Consider the following 21,158-nt stretch of genomic DNA (forward strand, 5'->3'; position numbering starts at 1 on the left):
CGTGACGACCGTGGACCTCACCGCTTCGCCTGCCGAGGAGGCCTTCCGCGCCGAGGCCCGGGGCTGGCTCGCGGCCCATGTGCCGCGCGAGCCGCTGCCGTCCCTGGAGACGGCGGAGGGCTTCGCGGCCCATCGCGCCTGGGAGGCCGAACTGGCCGCGGACCGCTGGTCGGTAGTCCACTGGCCGGTGGAGTACGGCGGACGGGACGCGGGCCTGATGCGCTGGCTGGCCTTCGAGGAGGAGTACTGGGCCTCGGGCGCGCCCGGACGGGTCGGCCAGAACGGCGTCAGCCTGCTCGCGCCCACCCTCTTCGACCACGGCACACCCGAGCAGCGGGCCCGGGTGCTGCCGCCGATGGCCACCGGTGAGGTGGTGTGGGCGCAGGCGTGGTCGGAGCCGGAGGCGGGCTCGGACCTGGCCTCCTTGAGGTCCCGGGCCGTGCGGGTGGACGGCGGGTGGCGCCTGAGCGGGCAGAAGACGTGGTCCTCGCGGGCCGCCTTCGCCGACCGTGCCTTCGGGCTGTTCCGCAGCGCCCCGGACGCCCCGAAGCCGCACCAGGGCCTGACGTACCTGATGTTCGACCTGCGGGCCCCCGGGGTCACCGTCCGCCCGATCGGACGGCTCGACGGGAAACCGGCCTTCGCGGAGCTGTTCCTGGACGGGGTGTTCGTGCCCGACGAGGACGTGATCGGGGCGCCCGGCGAGGGCTGGCGGATCGCGATGTCGACGGCGGGCAACGAACGGGGGCTGATGCTGCGCTCCCCCGGCCGCTTCCTCGCCGCGGCGCACCGGCTGCACACGCTCTGGAAGGAGCGGGGCAGCCCGGAGGAGACCCGCGCGCGCGTGGCCGACGCCCTGATCGGCGCCCGCGCCTACCAGCTCTTCACCCACGCGGCGGCCACCCACTTCCTGGAGGGCGCCTCCCTCGGGGCGGAGTCCAGCATGAACAAGGTGTTCTGGTCCGAGTACGACATCGCGCTGCACGAGACGGCGCTCGATCTGCTGGGCGAGGAGGGCGAGTCGGCGGACACCGCCTGGTCCGAGGGGTACGTCTTCGCCCTCGCCGGCCCGATCTACGCGGGCACGAACGAGATCCAGCGCGACATCGTCGCCGAACGCCTGCTGGGCCTGCCGAAGGGACGCCGGTGATGCGCTTCCTCCTCGACGCCGAGCAACGCGCCTTCGCCGGGTCCCTGGACGCCATACTGTCGGCGGCGGACACGCCGTCGGTGGTACGGCACTGGAGCCGCGGCGAGCACGGAAGCGGACGCGCGCTGTGGCGCCGGGTCGCCGACGCGGGCGTGTTCGGGCTCGCGGTTCCCGAGGAGCACGGCGGGCTCGGCCTGCGGCCCGTCGAACTGGTCGTCGCCTTCGTGGAGTTGGGCCGGCACGCGGTGCCGGGCCCGCTGGTGGAGACCGTCGCGGCGGCCGTGCTGCTGGCCGGTCCGGAGGACACCGGTCCCGTCAAGCGTCTGCTCCCCGCGCTGGCCTCCGGGGAGGCGATGGCGACGGTGGCACAGGAGGGGTCGTACGCCCTGGACGGTGACGTGGCGGACACCCGCCTGGTCCTGGCGTCCGACGGTCTGCGTCTCGCCCCCGGTCACGGCCCGGTCCGCCGCTCCCTCGACCCCGCCCGCCGCCTCACCCCTCTGACGACGGGCGGTGAACTCCTCACCGACGGTCCTCCGCTCGGCCCGGCCCTCGTCCACGCCCGCCTGGCCACCGCCGCCCAGGCCCTCGGGGTCGGTCTCGCCCTCCTCGACCGGACCGTGGCATACGTCCGGCAGCGCACCCAGTTCGGCGTCCCCGTCGGCTCCTTCCAGGCCGTCAAGCACCGGCTGGCGGACGCGAAGATCGCGCTGGAGTTCGCGCGCCCCCTGCTGTTCGGGGCCGCGCTCACCCTGGAGCCGGCCGACGTCGCCGCCGCCAAGGTCGGCGCGTGCGAGGCGGCGTACGCCACCGCCCGGACGGCCCTCCAGCTGCACGGCGCGATCGGGTACACCGCCGAGTACGACCTGTCCCTGTGGCTGACCAAGGCCCGCGCACTGCGCACCGCATGGGGCGGCCCGCGGGAGTGCCGGGACCTGGTCGTCAGTGGTGGTGGTCGCCGCTGGTGAGCTCCCGGTACTCCTCCCGCGTCGGCTTCTCCACATGCGTCCCGGGCCCGAACATGGCGCGGGCCAGCTGGGCCCGGACCCGCTGGGAGACGGTCACCGGCCTGCGCACCCCGTTGGCGTCCACGCGCGGCCCGATCTCATAGGGCGGGTTCTGCTCGTGCTGGGTGAGGGTGAACAGCTGGTCCTGCGGGAGCGGCTCGTGCACCTCGACGAACTCGCCGTTCGGCAGCCGGGTGATGGTGCCGGTCTCCCTGCCGTGCAGCACCTTGTCCCGGTCCCGGTGCTGCAGACCCATGCAGACCCGTTGGGTGACGACGAAGGCGACGACCGGCGCAACGAAGAAGGCGATCCGCACGAACCAGGTGATCGCGTTGATGGACAGATGCAGATGCGTGGCCACGATGTCGTTGCCGCCGCCGATCAGCAGCACCACGTACAGCGCCAGCCAGGCCACGCCCAGCCCGGTGCGCACGGGCACGTTGCGCGGCCGGTCCAGGATGTGGTGCTCACGTCTGTCACCGGTGATCCACGCCTCGACGAAGGGATACAGCCCCAGGACGAGCAGGAGCAGCGGGAAGAGGGAGAAGGGGATGAGGACGCCCAGCACCAGGGTGTGGCCCCAGGCGTTGATCTCCCATCCCGGCATCACCCGGATCAGGCCCTCGGAGAAGCCGAGGTACCAGTCGGGCTGGGCGCCCGTGGTGACGAGATCCGGGCGGTAGGGCCCGAAGGCCCACACGGGGTTGATGCTCGCGATGCCGCCCATGACCGCCAGCACGCCGAAGACGAGGAAGAAGAAGCCGCCCGCCTTGGCCATGTAGACCGGCAGGAAGGGCATGCCGACCACGGTCTTCTGGTCGCGTCCGGGCCCCGGGTACTGGGTGTGCTTGTGGTAGAAGACCAGGATCAGGTGGGCGACCACGAGTCCCAGCATCAGCCCGGGCAGCAGCAGGACGTGCACCGGGAAGAGCCGCGAGATGATGTCGTGGCCCGGGAACTCGCCGCCGAACAGGAACATCGACAGGTATGTCCCGACGATCGGGATCGACAGGATCGCGCCGTCGGCGAAGCGGATGCCGGTGCCGGAGAGCAGGTCGTCGGGGAGCGAGTAGCCGGTCAGGCCGGTGATGATGCCGAGCATCAGCAGGGTCCAGCCGAACAGCCAGTTGACCTCGCGGGGCTTGCGGAAGGCGCCGGTGAAGAACACCCGCATCATGTGCACCAGCATGCCGGTGACGAAGACCAGCGCCGCCCAGTGGTGGATCTGCCGGATCAGCAGTCCGCCGCGCACGTCGAAGCTGATGTCGAGCGTGGACTCGTACGCCCGGGTCATGCTGACGCCGTTCAGCGGCACGTACGAGCCGTGGTAGACGACCTCGACGCCGCTGGGCTCGAAGAACAGGGTCAGGTAGATGCCGGTGAGGATCAGGATGATGAAGCTGTACAGGCAGACCTCGCCGAGCATGAAGGACCAGTGGTCCGGAAAGACCTTGCGCATGTTGGCCTTGGCCAGCGCGTAGAGGCCCAGCCGCCCGTCGGCCCAGTCGGCGACCTTCTCGCCCTTGCCCGCGGGCTCCCTGCCCACGAAAGCCCTGTCGTTCTCCGCACGTGCGCCGTCCATACGTTCGTCGCCTCCCCGTCGGATCATCCTCAGGGTGGCACGCCCGGCCCCGCCGAGCCAACGGTGCGGTCAGGCAGACGGCAGTATCCCCAGGTCCCGGGCGGCCACCAGCCACTTGGGGAACTCGGCCACGAGACGGTCGTACAGCTCCGCGTCCGACACCTTCCGCGGATCCGCGCCCGCGTGGAAGAACCCGGCGTTGTCCACCACCCGCTTGTGCGGCACCGCCAGCTCGTCCAGCCTGCGCAGGAAGTCGAACTGCTTGCTGCCCGGGTCCCCGAAGCCCACGAACTGCCAGAACAGCGGCAGCCGGGCCGCCTTGCACAGATACCGCTCGGCGGCGAGCTTGTTGATCGGTCCGCCGTCGGTCTGGAAGACGACCAGCGCGGGGTGGGTGGAGCCGCTGCCGAGGTAGTGGTCGATGACCGCGTCCATGGCCAGGTGGTAGCTGGTCTTGCCCATGTGCCCGAGCCCGGCCACGATCTCGTCGATCCGACCCTGGTGGCCGGCGAGCGCGATGTCGGTCTCGGCGTCGACGTCCGTCGAGAAGAAGACCACCGGCACGCGCCCGTCGTCGTCGAGGTGCGCGGACAGGCCGAGCACCCGGTCGGCGAGGGCCTGCACGCTGCCGTCCTTGTAGTACGGCTTCATCGACCCCGAGTAGTCGACGACGAGGTACACCGCGGCCCGCAGCCCGCCCAGCCCGTGCTTCTCGAGCGACACCCCGGCGCTCTTGTAGAGGCTGACCAGGGCGGGGGCGGTCTCCTCGACCTTCTTCAGACTGATCGCAACCATGGCCCCTACTCTCCCATCCCTCACATCCGTTCGTTATTTTGTTCGCCGCCGACCCCACCGGCTCACCATCCCGTCCCATTGCGCTTTCCGAGGAGCCGGCCGTGGAGTCCGAGTCCACCGTCACCACCTGCTACCGCCATCCCCGGGTGGAGTCCCACGTCCGCTGCACCCGCTGCGACCGTTACATCTGCCCCGACTGCATGCGGGAGGCGGCCGTCGGCCACCAGTGCCCGGAGTGCGTGCGGGAGGGGGCGCGGTCGGTACGGCAGGCGCGTACGGCGTTCGGCGGTCGCGTCACCGCGGCGCCGACGGTGACGTACGTGCTCATCGCGTTGAACGTGCTGGCCTACCTGGGCGAGATGGTGCGGCCCTCGATCGTGGACCGGTTCGACATGCTGGGCACCGTGCCCGTCGGCTACCTTCCCGAGGGTGTCGCCCACGGCGAGTGGTACCGCCTGCTGACCGGGGCGTTCCTGCATCTGCCGCCCACCGACGGCACGTTCGGGATCCTGCACATCGTGATGAACATGGTGTCGCTGTGGAACATCGGCCGGGTCGTCGAGATGCAGCTCGGCCGGGTCCGCTACCTCGCCCTGTACCTGCTGTCGGCGCTGGGCGGTTCGGTCCTCGTCCTGCTGATCGCGCCGACCACGCCCACGCTGGGGGCGTCCGGCGCGATCTTCGGGCTCGGGGCCGCGTACTACGTCATGGCCCGGCGCCTGGGCGCCGACATGAACGCCGTCAACCGCTTCATGGCGGGCCTGCTGCTGTGGCTGGTGATATCGGCGTGGATCACCTCCTGGCAGGGCCACCTCGGCGGTCTGCTGGCGGGCGGCCTGGTGACACTGGCGTACGCCTATGCCCCGCGCGACAGCCGCCGCACCCTCGTCCAGGTGGGCGCCTGCCTCGCCCTGCTGGCGCTGCTGGTGATCCTGGCGATGGCGAAGGTCGCGGAGCTGACGATCTGAACGCCCCGCTCAGGGCCCCCACTCCTCCCGCAGCACCTCCTCGGCCGGCTTTCCGCGGGGCGTGTAGGCGAGCTTCACCGGTGTCTCACCGCTGTCCGGCCAGTCGTCCCAGCAAGCGGGACCCCGCCTATCCGGGCGGTCAGCGGTTCCTGGCGACCGGCCGGACACCGTATCCGGTCGGCCGGTGGTACGACGTGACGGTCGAGCAGCGGGGCGGGGTGCTGTCGGTGTCGGTGGGCGGCAAGCCGCTGGTGACGTTCACGGACGCCGAACCCCTACAGCCGGGGCAGGGCGGGGGCGTACACCGAGGACGCGACCGTGAAGTTCGAGGTTCTGAAGGCGAGTTCGGGCCGATAAAGGCGATGGCGCCTGCCCTCAGTCCGGTCGGGGACTGGGCAGACGCCATCTGTGTTCCGTACGCCTTTGTACGGGACGCTTTATGACAGGCCGTCAGACCATCAGGGAGCGGTCCGTCGGCCGGATCGGGGCCGGCAGGTCGCTGGCACCGGTCAGGAAGCGGTCGCAGCCGCGGGCGGCGGAGCGGCCCTCGGCGATCGCCCACACGATGAGCGACTGGCCGCGGCCGGCGTCACCGGCGACGAAGACGCCCGGCACGTTGGTCTGGAAGTCGGCGTCGCGGGCGATGTTGCCGCGCTCGTCGAGCTCCAGGCCGAACTGCTCGACCAGACCGTTCTCCCGGTCGGTGCCGGTGAAGCCCATGGCCAGGGTCACCAGCTGGGCCGGGATCTTGCGCTCGGTGCCCGGCTTCGGGGTCAGCCGGCCCTCGATGAACTCCACCTCGGTGAGGTGCAGCCACTGGACGTTGCCGTCCTCGTCGCCCTCGAAGTGGGTCGTGGAGACGGAGTAGACCCGCTCGCCGCCCTCCTCGTGCGCGGAGGTGACCTTGTACAGCATCGGGAAGGTCGGCCACGGCTGGTTCGGGTTCCGCTCCTCGCCCGGGCGGGGCATGATCTCCAGCTGCGTGACGGAGGCCGCGCCCTGGCGGTGGGCGGTGCCCACGCAGTCGGCGCCGGTGTCGCCACCGCCGATGACCACGACGTGCTTGCCCTCGGCCGAGATCGGGGAGGTGACGTAGTCGCCCTCCTGGACCTTGTTGGCCAGCGGCAGGTACTCCATCGCCTGGTAGATGCCCTTCAGCTCCCGCCCGGGGACGGGGAGATCACGGGCGGTGGTGGCACCGGCGGCGATGACGACCGCGTCGTACCGCTTCTTCAGGTCGGTCGCCTTGAGATCGCGGCCGATCTCCACGCCGGTACGGAAGCGGGTGCCCTCCGCGCGCATCTGCTCGATACGGCGGTTGATGTGCCGCTTCTCCATCTTGAACTCGGGGATGCCGTAGCGCAGCAGACCGCCGATGCGGTCGGCCCGCTCGTACACGGCGACGGTGTGGCCCGCCCGGGTCAGCTGCTGGGCGGCGGCCAGGCCGGCCGGGCCCGAGCCGATGACGGCGACCGTCTTGCCCGACAGGCGCTCGGGGATCTGCGCGTCGACGGTGCCGGCGTCCCACGCCTTGTCGATGATCGAGACCTCGACGTTCTTGATGGTGACGGCCGGCTGGTTGATGCCGAGCACGCACGCCGACTCGCACGGAGCCGGGCACAGACGGCCGGTGAACTCCGGGAAGTTGTTCGTGGCGTGCAGGCGCTCGGAGGCCGCCGTCCAGTCCTCGCGGTAGGCGTAGTCGTTCCACTCGGGGATCAGGTTCCCCAGCGGACAGCCGTTGTGGCAGAACGGGATGCCGCAGTCCATGCACCGGCCGGCCTGCTTGCTGATGATCGGCAGCAGGGAGCCGGGGACGTAGACCTCGTTCCAGTCCTTGACGCGCTCCTCGACGGGACGGGACTTGGCGACCTCGCGGCCGTGGTTCAGAAAGCCCTTCGGGTCAGCCATTGATCGCCGCCTCCATCATCTTCTCGGTGATCTCGGACTCGGAGAGTCCCGCCTGCTCGGCGGCGTCCTTGGCGGCGAGCACTGCCTTGTACGTGCTGGGGATGATCTTGCTGAAGCGGTCCACGGCGGTGTCCCACTCGGCCAGCAGCTTCTCGGCGACCCTGGAGCCGGTCTCCTCCTGGTGCCGGCGCACGACGTCGTGCAGCCACTGCTTGTCGATGTCGTCCAGCGCCTCGACGGCGTCGACGTTGCCGACGTTGACGTTGTCGCGGTCGAGGTCGATCACGTAGGCGATGCCGCCGGACATGCCGGCCGCGAAGTTGCGGCCCGTCGGGCCGAGCACCACCGCGTGACCGCCGGTCATGTACTCGCAGCCGTGGTCGCCCACGCCCTCGGAGACCACCAGTGCACCGGAGTTGCGGACACAGAACCGCTCACCGCTACGACCGCGCAGGTACAGCTCGCCGCCGGTCGCGCCGTAGGCGATGGTGTTGCCCGCAATCGTCGAGTACTCGGCGAGGTGGTCGGCGGCCCGGTCGGGACGCACGACCACGCGGCCGCCGGAGAGTCCCTTGCCGACGTAGTCGTTGGCGTCGCCCTCCAGGCGCAGCGTGACACCTCGCGGGAGGAAGGCGCCGAAGGACTGGCCGGCGGAACCGGTGAAGGTGATGTCGATGGTGTCGTCGGGCAGGCCCGCGCCACCGAACTTCTTCGTCACCTCGTGGCCGAGCATGGTGCCGACCGTGCGGTTGATGTTGCGGATCGCGACCTGGGCGCGCACCGGCTGGGCGTCGGTCGCGGAGTCCGCGGCCAGCGCGTCGGCGGCGAGCCTGATGAGCTCGTTGTCGAGCGCCTTCGCCAGGCCGTGGTCCTGCTCGATCAGCTGGTGGCGCACCGCGCCCTCGGGCAGCTCGGGCACGTGGAACAGCGGCTCCAGGTCCAGGCCCTGCGCCTTCCAGTGGTTCACCGCGCGGGTCACGTCGAGCGCCTCGGCGTGGCCGACGGCCTCCTCGATGGTGCGGAAGCCGAGCTCGGCGAGGATCTCGCGGACCTCCTGGGCGATGTACTGGAAGAAGTTGACGACGTACTCGGCCTTGCCGGAGAAGCGGTCGCGCAGGACCGGGTTCTGGGTGGCGATGCCGACCGGGCAGGTGTCCAGGTGGCAGACGCGCATCATGACGCAGCCGGAGACGACGAGCGGCGCGGTCGCGAAGCCGAACTCCTCGGCGCCGAGCAGCGCGGCGATGACGACGTCACGGCCGGTCTTGAGCTGACCGTCGGTCTGGACCACGATCCGGTCGCGCAGGCCGTTGAGCAGCAGCGTCTGCTGGGTCTCGGCGAGACCGAGCTCCCAGGGGCCGCCCGCGTGCTTGAGCGAGGTCAGCGGGGAGGCGCCGGTGCCGCCGTCGTGACCGGAGATCAGCACGACGTCCGCGTGCGCCTTGGAGACACCCGCGGCGACCGTGCCGACGCCGACCTCGGAGACCAGCTTGACGTGAATCCGCGCCTGCGGGTTCGCGTTCTTCAGGTCGTGGATCAGCTGGGCCAGGTCCTCGATGGAGTAGATGTCGTGGTGCGGCGGCGGGGAGATCAGGCCGACACCCGGCGTGGAGTGACGCGTCTTGGCGACCCACGGGTAGACCTTGTGGCCGGGCAGCTGGCCGCCCTCGCCGGGCTTGGCACCCTGGGCCATCTTGATCTGGATGTCGTCCGCGTTGACCAGGTACTCGCTGGTGACGCCGAAGCGGCCGGAGGCGACCTGCTTGATGGCGGACCGGCGGGCCGGGTCGTACAGGCGGTCCGGGTCCTCGCCGCCCTCACCGGTGTTGGACTTGCCGCCCAGCTGGTTCATGGCGATGGCGAGGGTCTCGTGCGCCTCGCGCGAGATGGAGCCGTAGGACATGGCGCCGGTGGAGAAGCGCTTGACGATCTCGGAGACCGGCTCGACCTCGTCGATGGAGATCGGCTGCCGGTCCGACTTGAAGCCGAACAGGCCGCGCAGCGTCATCAGGCGCTCGGACTGCTCGTTCACGCGCTCGGTGTACTTCTTGAAGATGTCGTAGCGGCCGGAGCGCGTGGAGTGCTGGAGGCGGAAGACCGTCTCCGGGTCGAACAGGTGCGGCTCGCCCTCGCGGCGCCACTGGTACTCGCCGCCGATGTCCAGCGCGCGGTGCGCGGGAGCGATTCCGGAGGCCGGGTAGGCCTTGGCGTGGCGGGCGGCGACCTCCTTGGCGATGACGTCGAGGCCGACGCCGCCGATCTTGGTGGCCGTGCCGTTGAAGTACTTCTCGACGAAGGCGTCGTCGAGGCCGACGGCCTCGAAGACCTGGGCGCCGCGGTAGGAGGCGACGGTCGAGATGCCCATCTTGGACATGACCTTCAAAACGCCCTTGCCGAGGGCGTAGATCAGGTTGCGGATGGCCTGCTCGGCCTCGATGTCCGACAGGAAGGTGCCGGCGCGGACCAGGTCCTCGACCGACTCCATCGCCAGGTAGGGGTTCACGGCCGCGGCGCCGTAGCCGATGAGCAGGGCCACGTGGTGGACCTCGCGGACGTCGCCGGCCTCGACCAGCAGGCCAACGTGGGTGCGCTGCTTGGTGCGGATGAGGTGGTGGTGGACGGCCGCGGTCAGCAGCAGCGAGGGGATCGGCGCGTGCTCGGCGTCGGAGTGGCGGTCCGACAGCACGATCAGGCGGGCGCCGTTGTCTATGGCCGCGTCGGCCTCGGCGCAGATCTCCTCGATGCGGGCGGCGAGGGCGTCGCCGCCGCCGGAGACCCGGTACAGGCCGGAGAGCGTCGCGGCCTTGAAGCCGGGCATGTCGCCGTCGGCGTTGATGTGGATGAGCTTGGCCAGCTCGTCGTTGTCGATCACCGGGAAGGGCAGGGTGACCGAGCGGCAGGAGGCGGCCGTCGGGTCGAGCAGGTTGCCCTGCGGACCCAGGGAGGAGCGCAGCGAGGTCACGAGCTCCTCGCGGATCGCGTCCAGCGGCGGGTTGGTGACCTGCGCGAACAGCTGGGTGAAGTAGTCGAAGAGCAGGCGCGGGCGCGAGGACAGCGCGGCGATCGGCGAGTCCGTGCCCATCGAACCGATGGGCTCGGCACCGGCCTTGGCCATCGGTGCCAGGATGACGCGCAGCTCTTCCTCGGTGTAGCCGAAGGTCTGCTGGCGGCGGGTGACCGAGGCGTGCGTGTGCACGATGTGCTCGCGCTCGGGCAGGTCGGAGAGCTCGATCTCCCCGGCCTCCAGCCACTCGGCGTACGGGTGCTCGGCGGCGAGGCCGGCCTTGATCTCGTCGTCCTCGATGATGCGGTGCTCGGCGGTGTCGACGAGGAACATGCGGCCGGGCTGCAGGCGGCCCTTGCGGACGACCTTGGCGGGGTCGATGTCGAGGACGCCGACCTCGGAGCCGAGGACGACGAGGCCGTCCTCGGTGACCCAGTAGCGGCCGGGGCGCAGGCCGTTGCGGTCGAGGACCGCGCCGACCTGGGTGCCGTCGGTGAAGGTGACACAGGCCGGGCCGTCCCAGGGCTCCATCATCGTGGAGTGGAACTGGTAGAAGGCGCGCCGGGTCGGGTCCATGGAGTCGTGGTTCTCCCACGCCTCCGGGATCATCATCAGCACGGAGTGCGGCAGCGAACGGCCGCCCAGGTGCAGGAGTTCGAGCACCTCGTCGAAGGACGCGGAGTCGGAGGCGTCCGGCGTGCACACCGGGAAGACGCGCTCCAGGCCCTTGTCGCCGAACAGGTCGGAGACCAGCTGGGACTCGCGGGCGCGCATCCAGTTCCGGTTGCCCTGGACGGTGTTGATCTCACCGTTGTGCGCGACGAAGCGGTAGGGGTGCGCGAGCGGCCACGACGGGAAGGTGTTCGTGGAGAAGCGCGAGTGGACCAGCGCGATGGCCGAGGCGAAACGGCGGTCGGACAGGTCCGGGAAGAAGGGCTCCAGCTGGCCGGTGGTCAGCATGCCCTTGTAGACGATGGTGCGGGCCGACAGCGACGGGAAGTAGACGCCGACCTCGCGCTCGGCGCGCTTGCGCAGCGCGAACGCCTTGCGGTCGAGGGTGATGCCCTGCGACGCGCCGTCCGTGACGAATATCTGCCGGAAGGCGGGCATCGTCGAACGGGCGGTGGCACCCAGCAGTTCGGGGGCGACCGGGACCTGGCGCCAGCCGAGCACCGTGAGGCCCTCGTCGGCGGCGATCGTCTCGATGTGTGAGACGGCTTCGGCGGTCCCGTCCTCGGGGAGGAAGGCGACGCCGACGGCGTAGCCGCCCGCCTCGGGCAGGTCGAATCCGGCCACATCGCGGAAGAAGGCGTCGGGCACCTGGGAGAGGATGCCGGCGCCGTCCCCGGAGTCCGGCTCCGAGCCGGTGGCACCGCGGTGCTCCAGGTTGCGCAGGACCGTCAGGGCCTGTTCGACCAGGGTGTGGGACGCCTCGCCGGTGAGGGTGGCCACGAAGCCGACGCCGCACGCGTCGCGCTCGAAGCGGGGGTCGTACATACCCTGCGCAGCAGGGCGAGCATCCATGAAGGACCAGTTCTGGCCATTCGCGGAATGCTGGGACGGCTGGCGCGGCGTACGCATCGGCTCTCCCGTCGTCGTCTCAAGTGGCATGCAGATTGCCGAGGGACGACGTTGGCCCTCTGCGGAGTGCAAAATTTCGTGCAGGTTACATGATGGAGCGATTCTCGGGAACCGGGATATCCCGTTCCAACATGCGGACACCGCACGGCTGCGGCGCGGGTACCGCGCCTGCGGTGGAGGCTATGGGGGCCGAACGGGACAGATCGGTGTCCGTCGACCCGAAAGGCGGGGAGGGCTGCGTCACCCTTCCCGCGAGTGCGCGGCAGGCCTCATTGCCCACAGCGCTTACGGCTCATGCCCGGTGGTCAACCATTCGAAACCAGCGAGTAACGGCTACTTATGCGGTCCAACGCATAAGTACCAGCCGCACTATCCTACGGCCGTTCCGAAGAAGCTGCCCAGGGCGTACGTCACACCCGCCGCGGCACCACCGAGAGCGAGCTGACGCAGCCCGCTGTACCACCAGCTCCGGGCGGTCACCCGAGCCACCACCGCACCGCAGGCGAACAGCCCGAAGAGCGCGAGCAGCAGGGCCGGCCACAGCGCGGTCGCACCGAGCAGATACGGCAGCACGGGCAGCAGGGCGCCCAGCGCGAAGGAACCGAACGAGGAGACGGCGGCGACGAGCGGCGAGGGCAGGTCGCTCGGGTCGATCCCGAGCTCCTCGCGGGCGTGGATCTCCAGGGCCTGCTCGGGGTCCTTCGACAGCTGCCGGGCGACCTCGCGGGCCAGCGCGGGCTCGACGCCCCGGGCCTCGTACAGGGCCGCCAGCTCGGCCTCCTCGTCGGCCGGGTGCTTGCGCAGCTCGGCACGCTCCACGGCCAGCTCGGCCTCGACGAGCTCGCGCTGAGAGGCGACGGAGGTGTACTCTCCGGCGGCCATCGAGAAGGCGCCCGCGGCGAGTCCGGCCAGCCCGGTCAGCACGAGGGTGCTCGGGCTCACGGCCCCGCCCGCCACACCGGTCATCAGCGCGAGGTTGGACACCAGCCCGTCCATGGCCCCGAACACCGCCGGCCGCAGCCAGCCCCCGTTGACGTCCCGGTGCGTGTGGTTGTCGCGGTGCGCCTCGTGGAGCGTGGCCTCGGTCTCGATGATCGCCATAGCGGGGGTCCCCCAAGGAAGCTAAGCCAAAGCTAACTTTGGACAATGTCTACTCTTCGACAACACGGAACCTACGCCTTCGCATTCCCGTCCGCCAGCAAGGAAAGGCTGAGCTAACCTGCGCTTTTGCGATGTCGACCGGGTGACATGAGCCCTCTGGAGGCTGGGGTCAACCGCCGATGGTGGGACTTATCCGCAAAGGGTTCCGCGTCCCTGTGCGGACGAAGGGTTCCGCGCCCTGTACGGACCCCCCTCCCGGAGAGGCCCCGTATGGCATCGATCCGCGAACGCGCACGCGGCGCACTGCTCGGTCTGGCGGTCGGGGACGCCCTCGGGGCACCCGCCGAGAACCTGAAACCGTCGGAGATCCGGGCCCGTTGGGGCCGTATCACCGGCTACGTAGCGGAAGAACCGGCCGGCACGGACGACACGGAGTACGCGATCTTCTCCGGTCTGCTCCTGGCCCGCCACGGCTCGGCCCTCACGCCGGCCCATGTGGAGGCGGCCTGGCACGAGTGGATCGCGGACCGCGCGGAGGGGCCCTTCCGCGGAGCGGGCTTCAGCGAACGCGGCACGCTGCAGAACCTCCGCCGCGGCCTCGCGGCCCCCATCTCGGCCCAGCACCGGCACGCCTGGAGCGACGGCCTGGCCATGCGCGCGGCCCCCTTCGGCGTCTTCGCGGCGGGCCGCCCGGCCGAGGCGGCCCGGCTGGCGGCGATCGACGGCTCGGTGAGTCACGAGGGCGAGGGCATCTACGGCGGCCAGGCGGTGGCGGCCGGGGTGGCCGCGGCGATGGCGGGAGCCCCGCCGACCGCCGTGGTGGCCTCGGCCCTGGCGGTCGTCCCCGACGACTCCTGGACGGCCCGCTCCCTGCGCCGCGCGGTCACGGTGGCCCACCGCGGCGAACGGGCCGTCCGCTCGGCGGTCGTCATCGGCGGCTACCCCTGGACCGACCTGGCCCCGGAAGCCGTGGCCCTGGCGTTCGGCGCGTACGCGGCGGCCGACGGCGACTTCCGCGACGCGGTCCTCACCGCGGTGAACATGGGCCGCGACGCCGACACCACGGCCGCGGTCGCGGGCGCGCTGGCGGGGGCGACGCGGGGTGAGGCGGAGATCCCGCGTGAGTGGGCGGCGGCGATCGGCCCGGCACGGGGAAGCTGCCTGCCGGCGATGGCGGGCCACCACGTCCTGGAGGTGGCCGACCTGCTGACGGCGGCCTTGACGGAGGCAACACCATGACGCCACCGAGCCCTTGGGACGAGGGCACGATCACAGAACCCGCGATCACCGCAAGGTGCCTCGAACCCGCGGTCGCCGACGGTGGGGACGCCCCACAGGGCCCACCCGCACCCGACGACGAAACCAGCACGGGTGGTGCGGCTGGGTACCGATCCGCCGAAGGCGAAGCCGAGACCCGCGCCGGCACCCCGCCCCACAGAACCGTCGGCCTCCTCCTCGGCCTGGCCGCAGGCGACGCCGCCGGATGGCCCGCCGCCCGCCACAGAGCCGCCCGTATGCCCGACTGGACCCGCCGCCTCACCCGCGAACTCGACACCTTCGCCGAGACCAACGCCACGACCACCCTCCCCGTCCCCCTCGCCCTCAACCAACCCCCGGAGCCCCTCCACCTCGGCCCCTCCGACGACGCGGAGTGGGCGGCCTTCGCCGCGGAGGCCCTGCTGCGCGCCGGCGACGACACCGTCCTCGCCGACCTAGGCCGGGAACGCCGTACGAGAGCCGCCATCGACCTCACCTGGAACGCCCTGGCGAGCGAGGTGGCCGCGGCGGCGCAACGCGCCCCCGAGGTCGAGTCCGCCGTCCTCCCCCTCCGCGCCCGCATCTCCGTCCGCGCGGGCCTCGGCAACCTCGCCGCCGGCCTGCGCCCACCCGCCACCGGCCACGACAACCCCCACTACTTCGACGACGCGGCCTGCGTCAGGGCCTGTGTCCTCGCCGTCGCCCACCCCGGCGACCCCCGACTCGCCGCGGACCTGGCCGAGTTCGACGCCCGCTACACCCAGGACGGCGACGGGGTGCACGGCGCCCGCGCGATGGCAGCCGCCGTCTCCCTCGCCCTGACCGGGGCGGACGCGGCGACCTGTGTCTCGGCGGCCCTGGCCCAGCTCCCCGAGGGCACCGAGATCGGCCGCAATGCCCACCACGCCCTGAAGCTGGCCCACGACACCGAATCCGCCTTCGCCCTGGTCCCCCTCCTGGAACACCAGATCGTCGACCACGTCTACAGCTACGGCATCGCGGCGGCCGAGACGGTGCCGGTGGCCCTGGCCCTGACCGTGGCCGCCCGGGGCCGCATCACCGAAGCCGTGCCGGCCGCGGCCTGTCTGTCCAGGGTCGCCGACTCCGCCCCGGCCCTGGCGGGCGCCCTGACCGGCGCGCTGGGCGGCGGCGCGTCGATCCCTGCCGCCTGGCGGGACGCCTGCCGCACGCTCTCCGGCTGCGCGCTCCCCCGCCTCACCGGTACCGACCTCGTGGAACTCGCCGAACTCCTGGAAGCCGCACAACCGGCCCCGCCGGGTGGATGATTCGGGGCATGACGCCCAAACACCCAGAAACGAATCTAGAGGACCGCATCACCGGAGCCCTCGTGGGCGCCGCGGTCGGCGACGCGTTGGGCGGCCCGGTCGAGGGCTACTCCCCCGCCCAGATCCTCGAACGCCACGGCGGCCGCGTGCACGGCGTCGTCGGTCCCTGGAACGGGGACGCCTGGCGCACGGCCCGCCCCCTCGCGCCGTACCACAAGGGCGACGGTCACGTCACCGACGACACCTTGATGACCCACGCCCTGGTACGGGTCTACGCGACCGTCCGCGATCACCTGGACGCGTACGCGGTCGCCGACCACCTGGTCCCGGACCTGATGACGAACCCCCGCTGGATTCCGGAACTCGAGCAGGAGGCCCTCCCCCTGCACCGCCTCTTCCTCGCCGAGAAGTGGCTGGTCACCCGCCTCCACTACGCCCACGCGGACCCGCGCGAGGCCGGCGTCGGCAACATCGTCAACTGCGGCGCGGCGATGTACATGGCTCCCGTCGGCCTGGTCAACGCGGCCAACCCGCAGGGCGCCTACGCCGAGGCGATCGACATCACGGGCGCCCACCAGTCGTCGTACGGCCGAGAGGCGGCGGGTGTCTTCGCGGCGGCGGTGGCGGCCGCCTGCGCCCCGGACGCGAGCCCGGACTCGATCGTCGCCGCGGCGCTCTCCCTGGCGAAGGACGGCACCCGCGCGGCGATCGAGCAGGTCTGCGAAGTGGCGTCCCGGTACAACGACTTCGAGTCCGCCCTGGTCCCCCTCCGCGAGGCGGTCACCCCGTACGACACCGTGGGCCCCGACTACCGCCGCCCCTCCCTCGGCGCGCGCCGCCCCTCCCGCCTCCACGCCATCGAGGAACTCCCTGTCGCACTGGGCATGTTGGTCATGTCCGGCGGCGACCACCACCACGCGGTCCTCGGCGCCGTCAACTACGGCCGTGACTGCGACTCCATCGCGACGATGGCGGGCGCGCTGGCCGGCGCCCTCGGGTCCCCGGTCCCGGAGGCCTGGTCGAAGACGGTGGCGGAGGCGAGCCGGCTGGACCTGTGGGAGCCGGCCGCGGCCCTGACCGACGTCACCCGGGAGATCTTCGAACGGGACGTGCGCCGCCGCAGGGCCCACGAGTCGGCCTTCACCGAGGTCGGGGGCCTGAGATGCTCCGACTGACCTGGGTCCAGCCGGAGGACCTGCTCGGTCACGAACTCCGCCAGGCACGACTGGACGGCCGGGAGCCCGCGGCCATCGCGGCGCGCTGGAGGGCGGCGGGTGGTCCGGACGCCCCGGCCGCGGCGGGCGCCTCGGCCGACCGGCCCTCGCGCTACCTGAGACAACTCGCGGAGGACCTGCTGGACGAACTCGCCGATCTCCCGGACCGGTTGGCGGAAGCCGAGCCGACGGATCTGGCGGGGATCAGGGCCCTGTGCCCGGACTGGCCGGCACCGGTGAGCGACCTGACCCCGACAGCGACGGGGTTCGAAGCCGCCTGGCTCGGCCGGGCGGTCGGCTGTCTCCTGGGCAAGCCCGTGGAGAAACTCCCCCTCGAAGCCATCCGCAGCCTGGCCCGGTCCACCGGCAACTGGCCGCTGGGCACCTACTTCACGGCCAAGGGCGTCCCCGAGGACCTCCTGCGCGCCCATCCCTGGAACCGCCGCTCCGCCCCCACCTCACTCGCCGAGAACATCGACGGCATGCCGGAGGACGACGACCTCAACTACCCCCTTCTCAACCTTCTGTTGCTGCAACGCCACGGCCGCCGCTTCACCCTCGACGACGTGGCGCGACTCTGGCTCGACGAGCTTCCGGCGGGCCGCACCTTCACGGCCGAGCGCATCGCCTACCGCAACCTCCTGGGCGGCATCGAACCCCCGCACACCGCCCGCCACCGCAACCCCTTCCGGGAGTGGATCGGCGCCCTCATCCGCGCCGATGTCCACGGCTGGACCAACCCCGGCGACCCGGCCGCCGCGGCGGAACAGGCGCACACCGACGCCACCCTCACCCATACCGCCAACGGCGTCTACGCCGCGATGTTCACGGCGGCCACCATCGCGTGCGCGGCGACCGGCACCCTCGACGTCCACACCTGTCTGCGCACCGGCCTCACCGTGATCCCACCCCGCTCACGGCTGTCCGAGGCGATCCGCCACGCCGTCCGACTCGCCCACGAACACACCGACTTCGACACCGTCGTGGACGAACTCCACGCCACCTACGGCGACACCCACCACTGGGTCCACGCCGTCCCCAACACCGCCCTGATCGCCGCCGCCCTCACCCACGCCGACGGCGACTTCACCGGCACCGTCTCACGCGCGGTCGGCGGAGGCTGGGACACGGACAGCAACGGCGCCACCGCCGGCGGCATCGCCGCCCTCCTCGCCGGCACCCCCACCGCACTTTCCCACCACTGGACGGCCCCCCTCAAGAACCGGCTCGCCACCTCCGTCGGCGACTTCAACGGCATCGGCTTCGACACCCTGGCCCACCTCACCCACCGGGAGGCATCCCGCCCATGACCCACATCGTCGTGCTGGGCAGCACGAACATGGACCTCGTCACCTACGTCGAGAAGCCGCCGCAGCGCGGAGAGACCGTGACGGGACGGGAGTTCCGCACGGTCCCCGGCGGCAAGGGCGCCAACCAGGCGATCGCCGCGGCCCACGCGGGCGCCACCGTCTCGATGATCGGCGCGGTCGGCACCGACGTGTACGGCCCCCGGCTGCGCGCCACCCTCGAAGGCTCGGGTGTCGACACCGATCTGCTGCGCACCATCGAGGGCCCCTCCGGCACCGCCCACATCGTCGTCGACGACGAGGGCGGCAACGCGATCGTCGTGATTCCCGGCGCGAACGGCACCGTCGACCACCTCGCCCCCGGCGACGAGGCCCTGATCGCCTCCGCCGACACCCTGCTCCTCCAACTGGAGGTCCCGATGCCGGCGGTCGTCGCGGGCGCGCGGGCCGCCCGCGCCCACGGCGTCCGCACCGTCCTGACCCCCGCCCCCGCCCAGCCCCTGCCGGCCGAACTCCTCGCCGCCACGGACCTGTTGGTGCCCAACGAGTACGAGGCGATCACCCTCACCGGCCGTACCGACGCCGTCGAGGCGGCCATCGCCCTGCTGGACAGCGTCCCGGCAGTGGTCGTCACGCTCGGCGCTGCGGGCAGCCTGTACGTCGCGCGCGGCGCCCAACCCCTCGCCGTTCCCGCGCCGCAGGTGACCGCCGTGGACTCCACGGGCGCGGGCGACACCTTCGTCGGCGCTCTCGCCACGGCCCTCGGCGAGGAGCGGCCGATCCGCGAGGCCCTGAGGTGGGCCGCCGCCGCGGCGGCACTCTCCGTCCAGCGCCCGGGCGCCTCCGCGTCGATGCCGTACCGCTCAGAGATCGAGGCCCAGTACACGTCATGACCACGACCCCCGCCCCCCGCACCGCCCCGCTCACCGGTCTGCGCGTCCTCGACCTCGCCACCCTCTTCGCCGGTCCCCTCGCCGCCACCATGCTCGGCGACTTCGGCGCGGAGGTGATCAAGGTCGAGCACCCCAAAAAGCCCGACCCCTCACGAGGGCACGGCCCGTCGAAGGACGGCATCGGCCTGTGGTGGAAGATCCTCGGCCGCAACAAGCGCACGATCACCCTCGACCTGTCCAAGAAGGGCGGCCGGGCCACCCTGCTGCGGCTCGCGGCCGAGGCAGACGTGATGATCGAGAACTTCCGCCCCGGCACCCTGGAGAAATGGGACCTCGGCTGGCCGGAGCTCTCCGCCGCCAACCCCCGTCTGGTCCTCACCCGCGTCACCGCATTCGGCCAGTTCGGCCCCTACGCCCACCGTCCCGGCTTCGGCACCCTCGCCGAGGCGATGAGCGGCTTCGCCGCGATCACCGGCGAGCCCGACGCCCCGCCGACGCTGCCGCCCTTCGGCCTCGCCGACTCCATCACCGGCCTGGCGACGGCGTACGCCGTCATGACGGCCCTCGCCGCCCGCGACCGTACCGGTGAGGGCCAGGTCGTCGACATGGCGATCATCGAACCGATCCTCACCGTCCTCGGCCCCCAGCCGACCTGGTACGACCAGCTCGGCTACGTCCAGCGGCGCACCGGCAACCGCTCCGCCAACAACGCCCCGCGCAACGCCTACCGCACGGCCGACGGCACCTGGGTCGCCGTCTCCACCTCGGCCCAGTCGATCGCGGAACGGCTGATGCGTCTGGTGGGCAGGCCCGACCTGATCGACGAGCCCTGGTTCGCGACGGGCGCCGACCGCGCCGCACACGCCGACGTCCTCGACGAGGCGGTCGGCAGCTGGATCGCCGCCTGCACCCGCACCGAGGTGCTGGCCGCCTTCGAGAAGGCGGAGGCGGCGGTCGCCCCCATCCAGGACGTACGGGACGTGCTGACCGACCCGCAATACCAGGCCCTCGACACCGTCACCACCCTCGACGACCCCGACCTGGGCCCGCTGCGCATGCAGAACGTCCTCTTCCGGCTCTCCGACACACCCGGCGCGATCCGCTGGGCGGGCCGCGCGCACGGCGCTGACACGACGGAGGTCCTCACCGAACTGGGCCTGACGACGGCCGAGTTGACGGCCCTGCGCGAGGAGGGCGCCGTATGACGTCACCGACCCCGCTCACCTGGCTGTACGTGCCCGGCGACCGCCCCCGCGTGGTCGCCAAGGCGCTGGTCTGCGGCGCCGACGTCGTCATCGTCGACCTGGAGGACGCGGTCGCCCCGGACCGCAAGGCCTACGCCCGGGAGGCGACGGCCGACCTGCTGTCCTGCCGCCAGCCCGTCCCGGTCCACGTCCGCGTGAACGCCCTGGACGGGCCCCTGGCGGCCCGGGACCTGGAGGCGATCGCGCCGCTCCCGGGCCTGGCCGGTGTACGACTGCCCAAGGTGACGTCCCCGCTCCAGGTGACCCGCATCGCCGCGGCCACCGCCCGCGCCTCGGTCTCCGGGGCGGCCCTCGCCCTGTACGCCCTGCTGGAGACGGCCCTGGGCGTGGAGCACGCCTACGCCATCGCCGCCTCCCACCCGTCCCTGCGCGGCATCTCCCTCGGCGAGTCGGATCTCCGCGCCGACCTGGGCGTACGCGGGGACGCGGGTCTCGACTGGTCCCGGTCCCGGGTGATCGTCGCGGCGAGGGCGGCGCGGCTGCCCCCGCCGCCCCAGTCGGTCCACCCCGACATCCGTGACCTGGAGGGCCTGGCCGCCTCCTGCACCCACGGCCGCACCCTCGGCTTCCTCGGCCGCGCCGCCATCCACCCCCGCCAGCTCCCGATCATCGAACGCGCCTACCTCCCCACCGAGCGGGAGATCGAGGAGGCGGAGACGATCGTGAAGGCGGCAAGCCGCGAGAAGGGCGCCCAGGCCCTGCCGGACGGCCGCTTCATCGACGCGGCGGTGGTGGCGGCGGCCCAACGCACCCTGTCCCTGACGAACCGCCGCTGACTTGTTCCCGCCGCAACGGCGAGAACGACGACGGCGGGTCTGGGGGTCCCCCACGCCCTCA

At 71.8% G+C, this 21,158-nt stretch carries 15 protein-coding genes; 10 read left to right on the forward strand and 5 right to left on the reverse strand.

Annotated elements, in window-relative coordinates:
• Positions 1-10: 10 nt before the first annotated feature.
• Together FBY22_RS31235 and FBY22_RS31240 are read left to right on the forward strand one after the other, a co-directional pair.
• Complete coding sequence (locus FBY22_RS31235) at positions 11-1,150, forward strand: acyl-CoA dehydrogenase family protein (protein ID WP_142152574.1); 1,140 nt, start codon at positions 11-13, stop codon at positions 1,148-1,150.
• Entirely contained in the window at positions 1,150-2,118 is a 969-nt protein-coding gene (locus tag FBY22_RS31240; protein WP_142151326.1) for an acyl-CoA dehydrogenase family protein, read from the forward strand. The genes FBY22_RS31235 and FBY22_RS31240 overlap by 1 nt, the downstream gene beginning before the upstream one ends.
• Here the strand turns inward: FBY22_RS31240 and FBY22_RS31245 are convergent.
• Positions 2,093-3,739, reverse strand: a complete 1,647-nt coding sequence (locus FBY22_RS31245) for a cytochrome bc complex cytochrome b subunit (RefSeq protein ID WP_142151327.1) — start codon at positions 3,737-3,739, stop codon at positions 2,093-2,095. The genes FBY22_RS31240 and FBY22_RS31245 overlap by 26 nt on opposite strands.
• Before the next feature lie 69 nt (positions 3,740-3,808).
• Positions 3,809-4,534 carry a VWA domain-containing protein gene (locus FBY22_RS31250; RefSeq protein ID WP_142151328.1) on the reverse strand — a complete coding sequence of 242 codons (726 nt, stop codon included), beginning with the start codon at positions 4,532-4,534 and terminating at the stop codon, positions 3,809-3,811.
• A gap of 101 nt (positions 4,535-4,635) precedes the next feature.
• On the opposite strand from FBY22_RS31250, the gene FBY22_RS31255 reads away from it, so the two are divergent.
• Positions 4,636-5,502, forward strand: a complete 867-nt coding sequence (locus FBY22_RS31255; RefSeq protein ID WP_142151329.1) for a rhomboid family intramembrane serine protease — start codon at positions 4,636-4,638, stop codon at positions 5,500-5,502.
• A gap of 450 nt (positions 5,503-5,952) precedes the next feature.
• Here the strand turns inward: FBY22_RS31255 and FBY22_RS31260 are convergent, their stop codons facing one another.
• The 3 genes from FBY22_RS31260 to FBY22_RS31270 all read right to left on the reverse strand — a co-directional run bounded on the left by FBY22_RS31260 (position 5,953) and on the right by FBY22_RS31270 (position 13,099).
• Positions 5,953-7,413, reverse strand: a complete 1,461-nt coding sequence (locus tag FBY22_RS31260) for a glutamate synthase subunit beta (RefSeq protein ID WP_142151330.1) — start codon at positions 7,411-7,413, stop codon at positions 5,953-5,955.
• A complete protein-coding gene (gltB, locus tag FBY22_RS31265; protein WP_142151331.1) occupies positions 7,406-11,998 on the reverse strand; it encodes a glutamate synthase large subunit in 4,593 nt (1,530 codons plus the stop codon). Before gltB ends, FBY22_RS31260 begins: the two co-directional genes overlap by 8 nt.
• Before the next feature lie 369 nt (positions 11,999-12,367).
• Positions 12,368-13,099 (reverse strand): VIT1/CCC1 transporter family protein, encoded by a 732-nt coding sequence (locus FBY22_RS31270; protein ID WP_142151332.1) that lies wholly within the window; start codon positions 13,097-13,099, stop codon positions 12,368-12,370.
• A 270-nt stretch (positions 13,100-13,369) separates the two neighbouring features.
• Between FBY22_RS31270 and FBY22_RS31275 the strand changes: the two genes are divergently transcribed.
• The 7 genes from FBY22_RS31275 to FBY22_RS31305 are packed head-to-tail and all read left to right on the forward strand — an operon-like array spanning position 13,370 to position 21,097.
• The gene (locus FBY22_RS31275) at positions 13,370-14,338 is read left to right on the forward strand and encodes an ADP-ribosylglycohydrolase family protein (protein ID WP_142151333.1); all 969 of its coding nucleotides are present in this window, start codon (positions 13,370-13,372) and stop codon (positions 14,336-14,338) included.
• Positions 14,335-15,642 carry an ADP-ribosylglycohydrolase family protein gene (locus FBY22_RS31280; protein ID WP_142151334.1) on the forward strand — a complete coding sequence of 436 codons (1,308 nt, stop codon included), beginning with the start codon at positions 14,335-14,337 and terminating at the stop codon, positions 15,640-15,642. The genes FBY22_RS31275 and FBY22_RS31280 overlap by 4 nt, the downstream gene beginning before the upstream one ends.
• A gap of 8 nt (positions 15,643-15,650) precedes the next feature.
• On the forward strand, positions 15,651-16,817 hold the full coding sequence (locus FBY22_RS31285) for an ADP-ribosylglycohydrolase family protein (RefSeq protein ID WP_142151335.1): 1,167 nt from the start codon (positions 15,651-15,653) through the stop codon (positions 16,815-16,817).
• Entirely contained in the window at positions 16,805-18,166 is a 1,362-nt protein-coding gene (locus FBY22_RS31290; protein ID WP_142151336.1) for an ADP-ribosylglycohydrolase family protein, read from the forward strand. Before FBY22_RS31285 ends, FBY22_RS31290 begins: the two co-directional genes overlap by 13 nt.
• Positions 18,163-19,056 carry a ribokinase gene (rbsK, locus tag FBY22_RS31295; protein WP_142151337.1) on the forward strand — a complete coding sequence of 298 codons (894 nt, stop codon included), beginning with the start codon at positions 18,163-18,165 and terminating at the stop codon, positions 19,054-19,056. The genes FBY22_RS31290 and rbsK overlap by 4 nt, the downstream gene beginning before the upstream one ends.
• Complete coding sequence (locus FBY22_RS31300) at positions 19,053-20,261, forward strand: CaiB/BaiF CoA-transferase family protein (RefSeq protein ID WP_142151338.1); 1,209 nt, start codon at positions 19,053-19,055, stop codon at positions 20,259-20,261. The genes rbsK and FBY22_RS31300 overlap by 4 nt, the downstream gene beginning before the upstream one ends.
• Positions 20,258-21,097 (forward strand): CoA ester lyase, encoded by an 840-nt coding sequence (locus tag FBY22_RS31305; protein WP_142151339.1) that lies wholly within the window; start codon positions 20,258-20,260, stop codon positions 21,095-21,097. The genes FBY22_RS31300 and FBY22_RS31305 overlap by 4 nt, the downstream gene beginning before the upstream one ends.
• Positions 21,098-21,158: the final 61 nt, after the last annotated feature.

It is taken from the genome of Streptomyces sp. SLBN-31, assembly GCF_006715395.1.
Classification (GTDB): Bacteria; Actinomycetota; Actinomycetes; order Streptomycetales; family Streptomycetaceae; genus Streptomyces.

What these genes read in the sequence shown, in the direction of transcription:
- FBY22_RS31240 (WP_142151326.1), top strand. Translation starts at nt 1,150, where the DNA reads ATGCGCTTCCTCCTCGACGCCGAGCAACGCGCCTTCGCCGGGTCCCTG.
- FBY22_RS31245 (WP_142151327.1), bottom strand. Translation starts at nt 3,739, where the DNA reads ATGGACGGCGCACGTGCGGAGAACGACAGGGCTTTCGTGGGCAGGGAG.
- FBY22_RS31250 (WP_142151328.1), bottom strand. Translation starts at nt 4,534, where the DNA reads ATGGTTGCGATCAGTCTGAAGAAGGTCGAGGAGACCGCCCCCGCCCTG.
- FBY22_RS31260 (WP_142151330.1), bottom strand. Translation starts at nt 7,413, where the DNA reads ATGGCTGACCCGAAGGGCTTTCTGAACCACGGCCGCGAGGTCGCCAAG.
- gltB (WP_142151331.1), bottom strand. Translation starts at nt 11,998, where the DNA reads ATGCGTACGCCGCGCCAGCCGTCCCAGCATTCCGCGAATGGCCAGAAC.
- FBY22_RS31270 (WP_142151332.1), bottom strand. Translation starts at nt 13,099, where the DNA reads ATGGCGATCATCGAGACCGAGGCCACGCTCCACGAGGCGCACCGCGAC.
- FBY22_RS31275 (WP_142151333.1), top strand. Translation starts at nt 13,370, where the DNA reads ATGGCATCGATCCGCGAACGCGCACGCGGCGCACTGCTCGGTCTGGCG.
- FBY22_RS31280 (WP_142151334.1), top strand. Translation starts at nt 14,335, where the DNA reads ATGACGCCACCGAGCCCTTGGGACGAGGGCACGATCACAGAACCCGCG.
- FBY22_RS31285 (WP_142151335.1), top strand. Translation starts at nt 15,651, where the DNA reads ATGACGCCCAAACACCCAGAAACGAATCTAGAGGACCGCATCACCGGA.
- FBY22_RS31290 (WP_142151336.1), top strand. Translation starts at nt 16,805, where the DNA reads ATGCTCCGACTGACCTGGGTCCAGCCGGAGGACCTGCTCGGTCACGAA.
- rbsK (WP_142151337.1), top strand. Translation starts at nt 18,163, where the DNA reads ATGACCCACATCGTCGTGCTGGGCAGCACGAACATGGACCTCGTCACC.
- FBY22_RS31300 (WP_142151338.1), top strand. Translation starts at nt 19,053, where the DNA reads ATGACCACGACCCCCGCCCCCCGCACCGCCCCGCTCACCGGTCTGCGC.
- FBY22_RS31305 (WP_142151339.1), top strand. Translation starts at nt 20,258, where the DNA reads ATGACGTCACCGACCCCGCTCACCTGGCTGTACGTGCCCGGCGACCGC.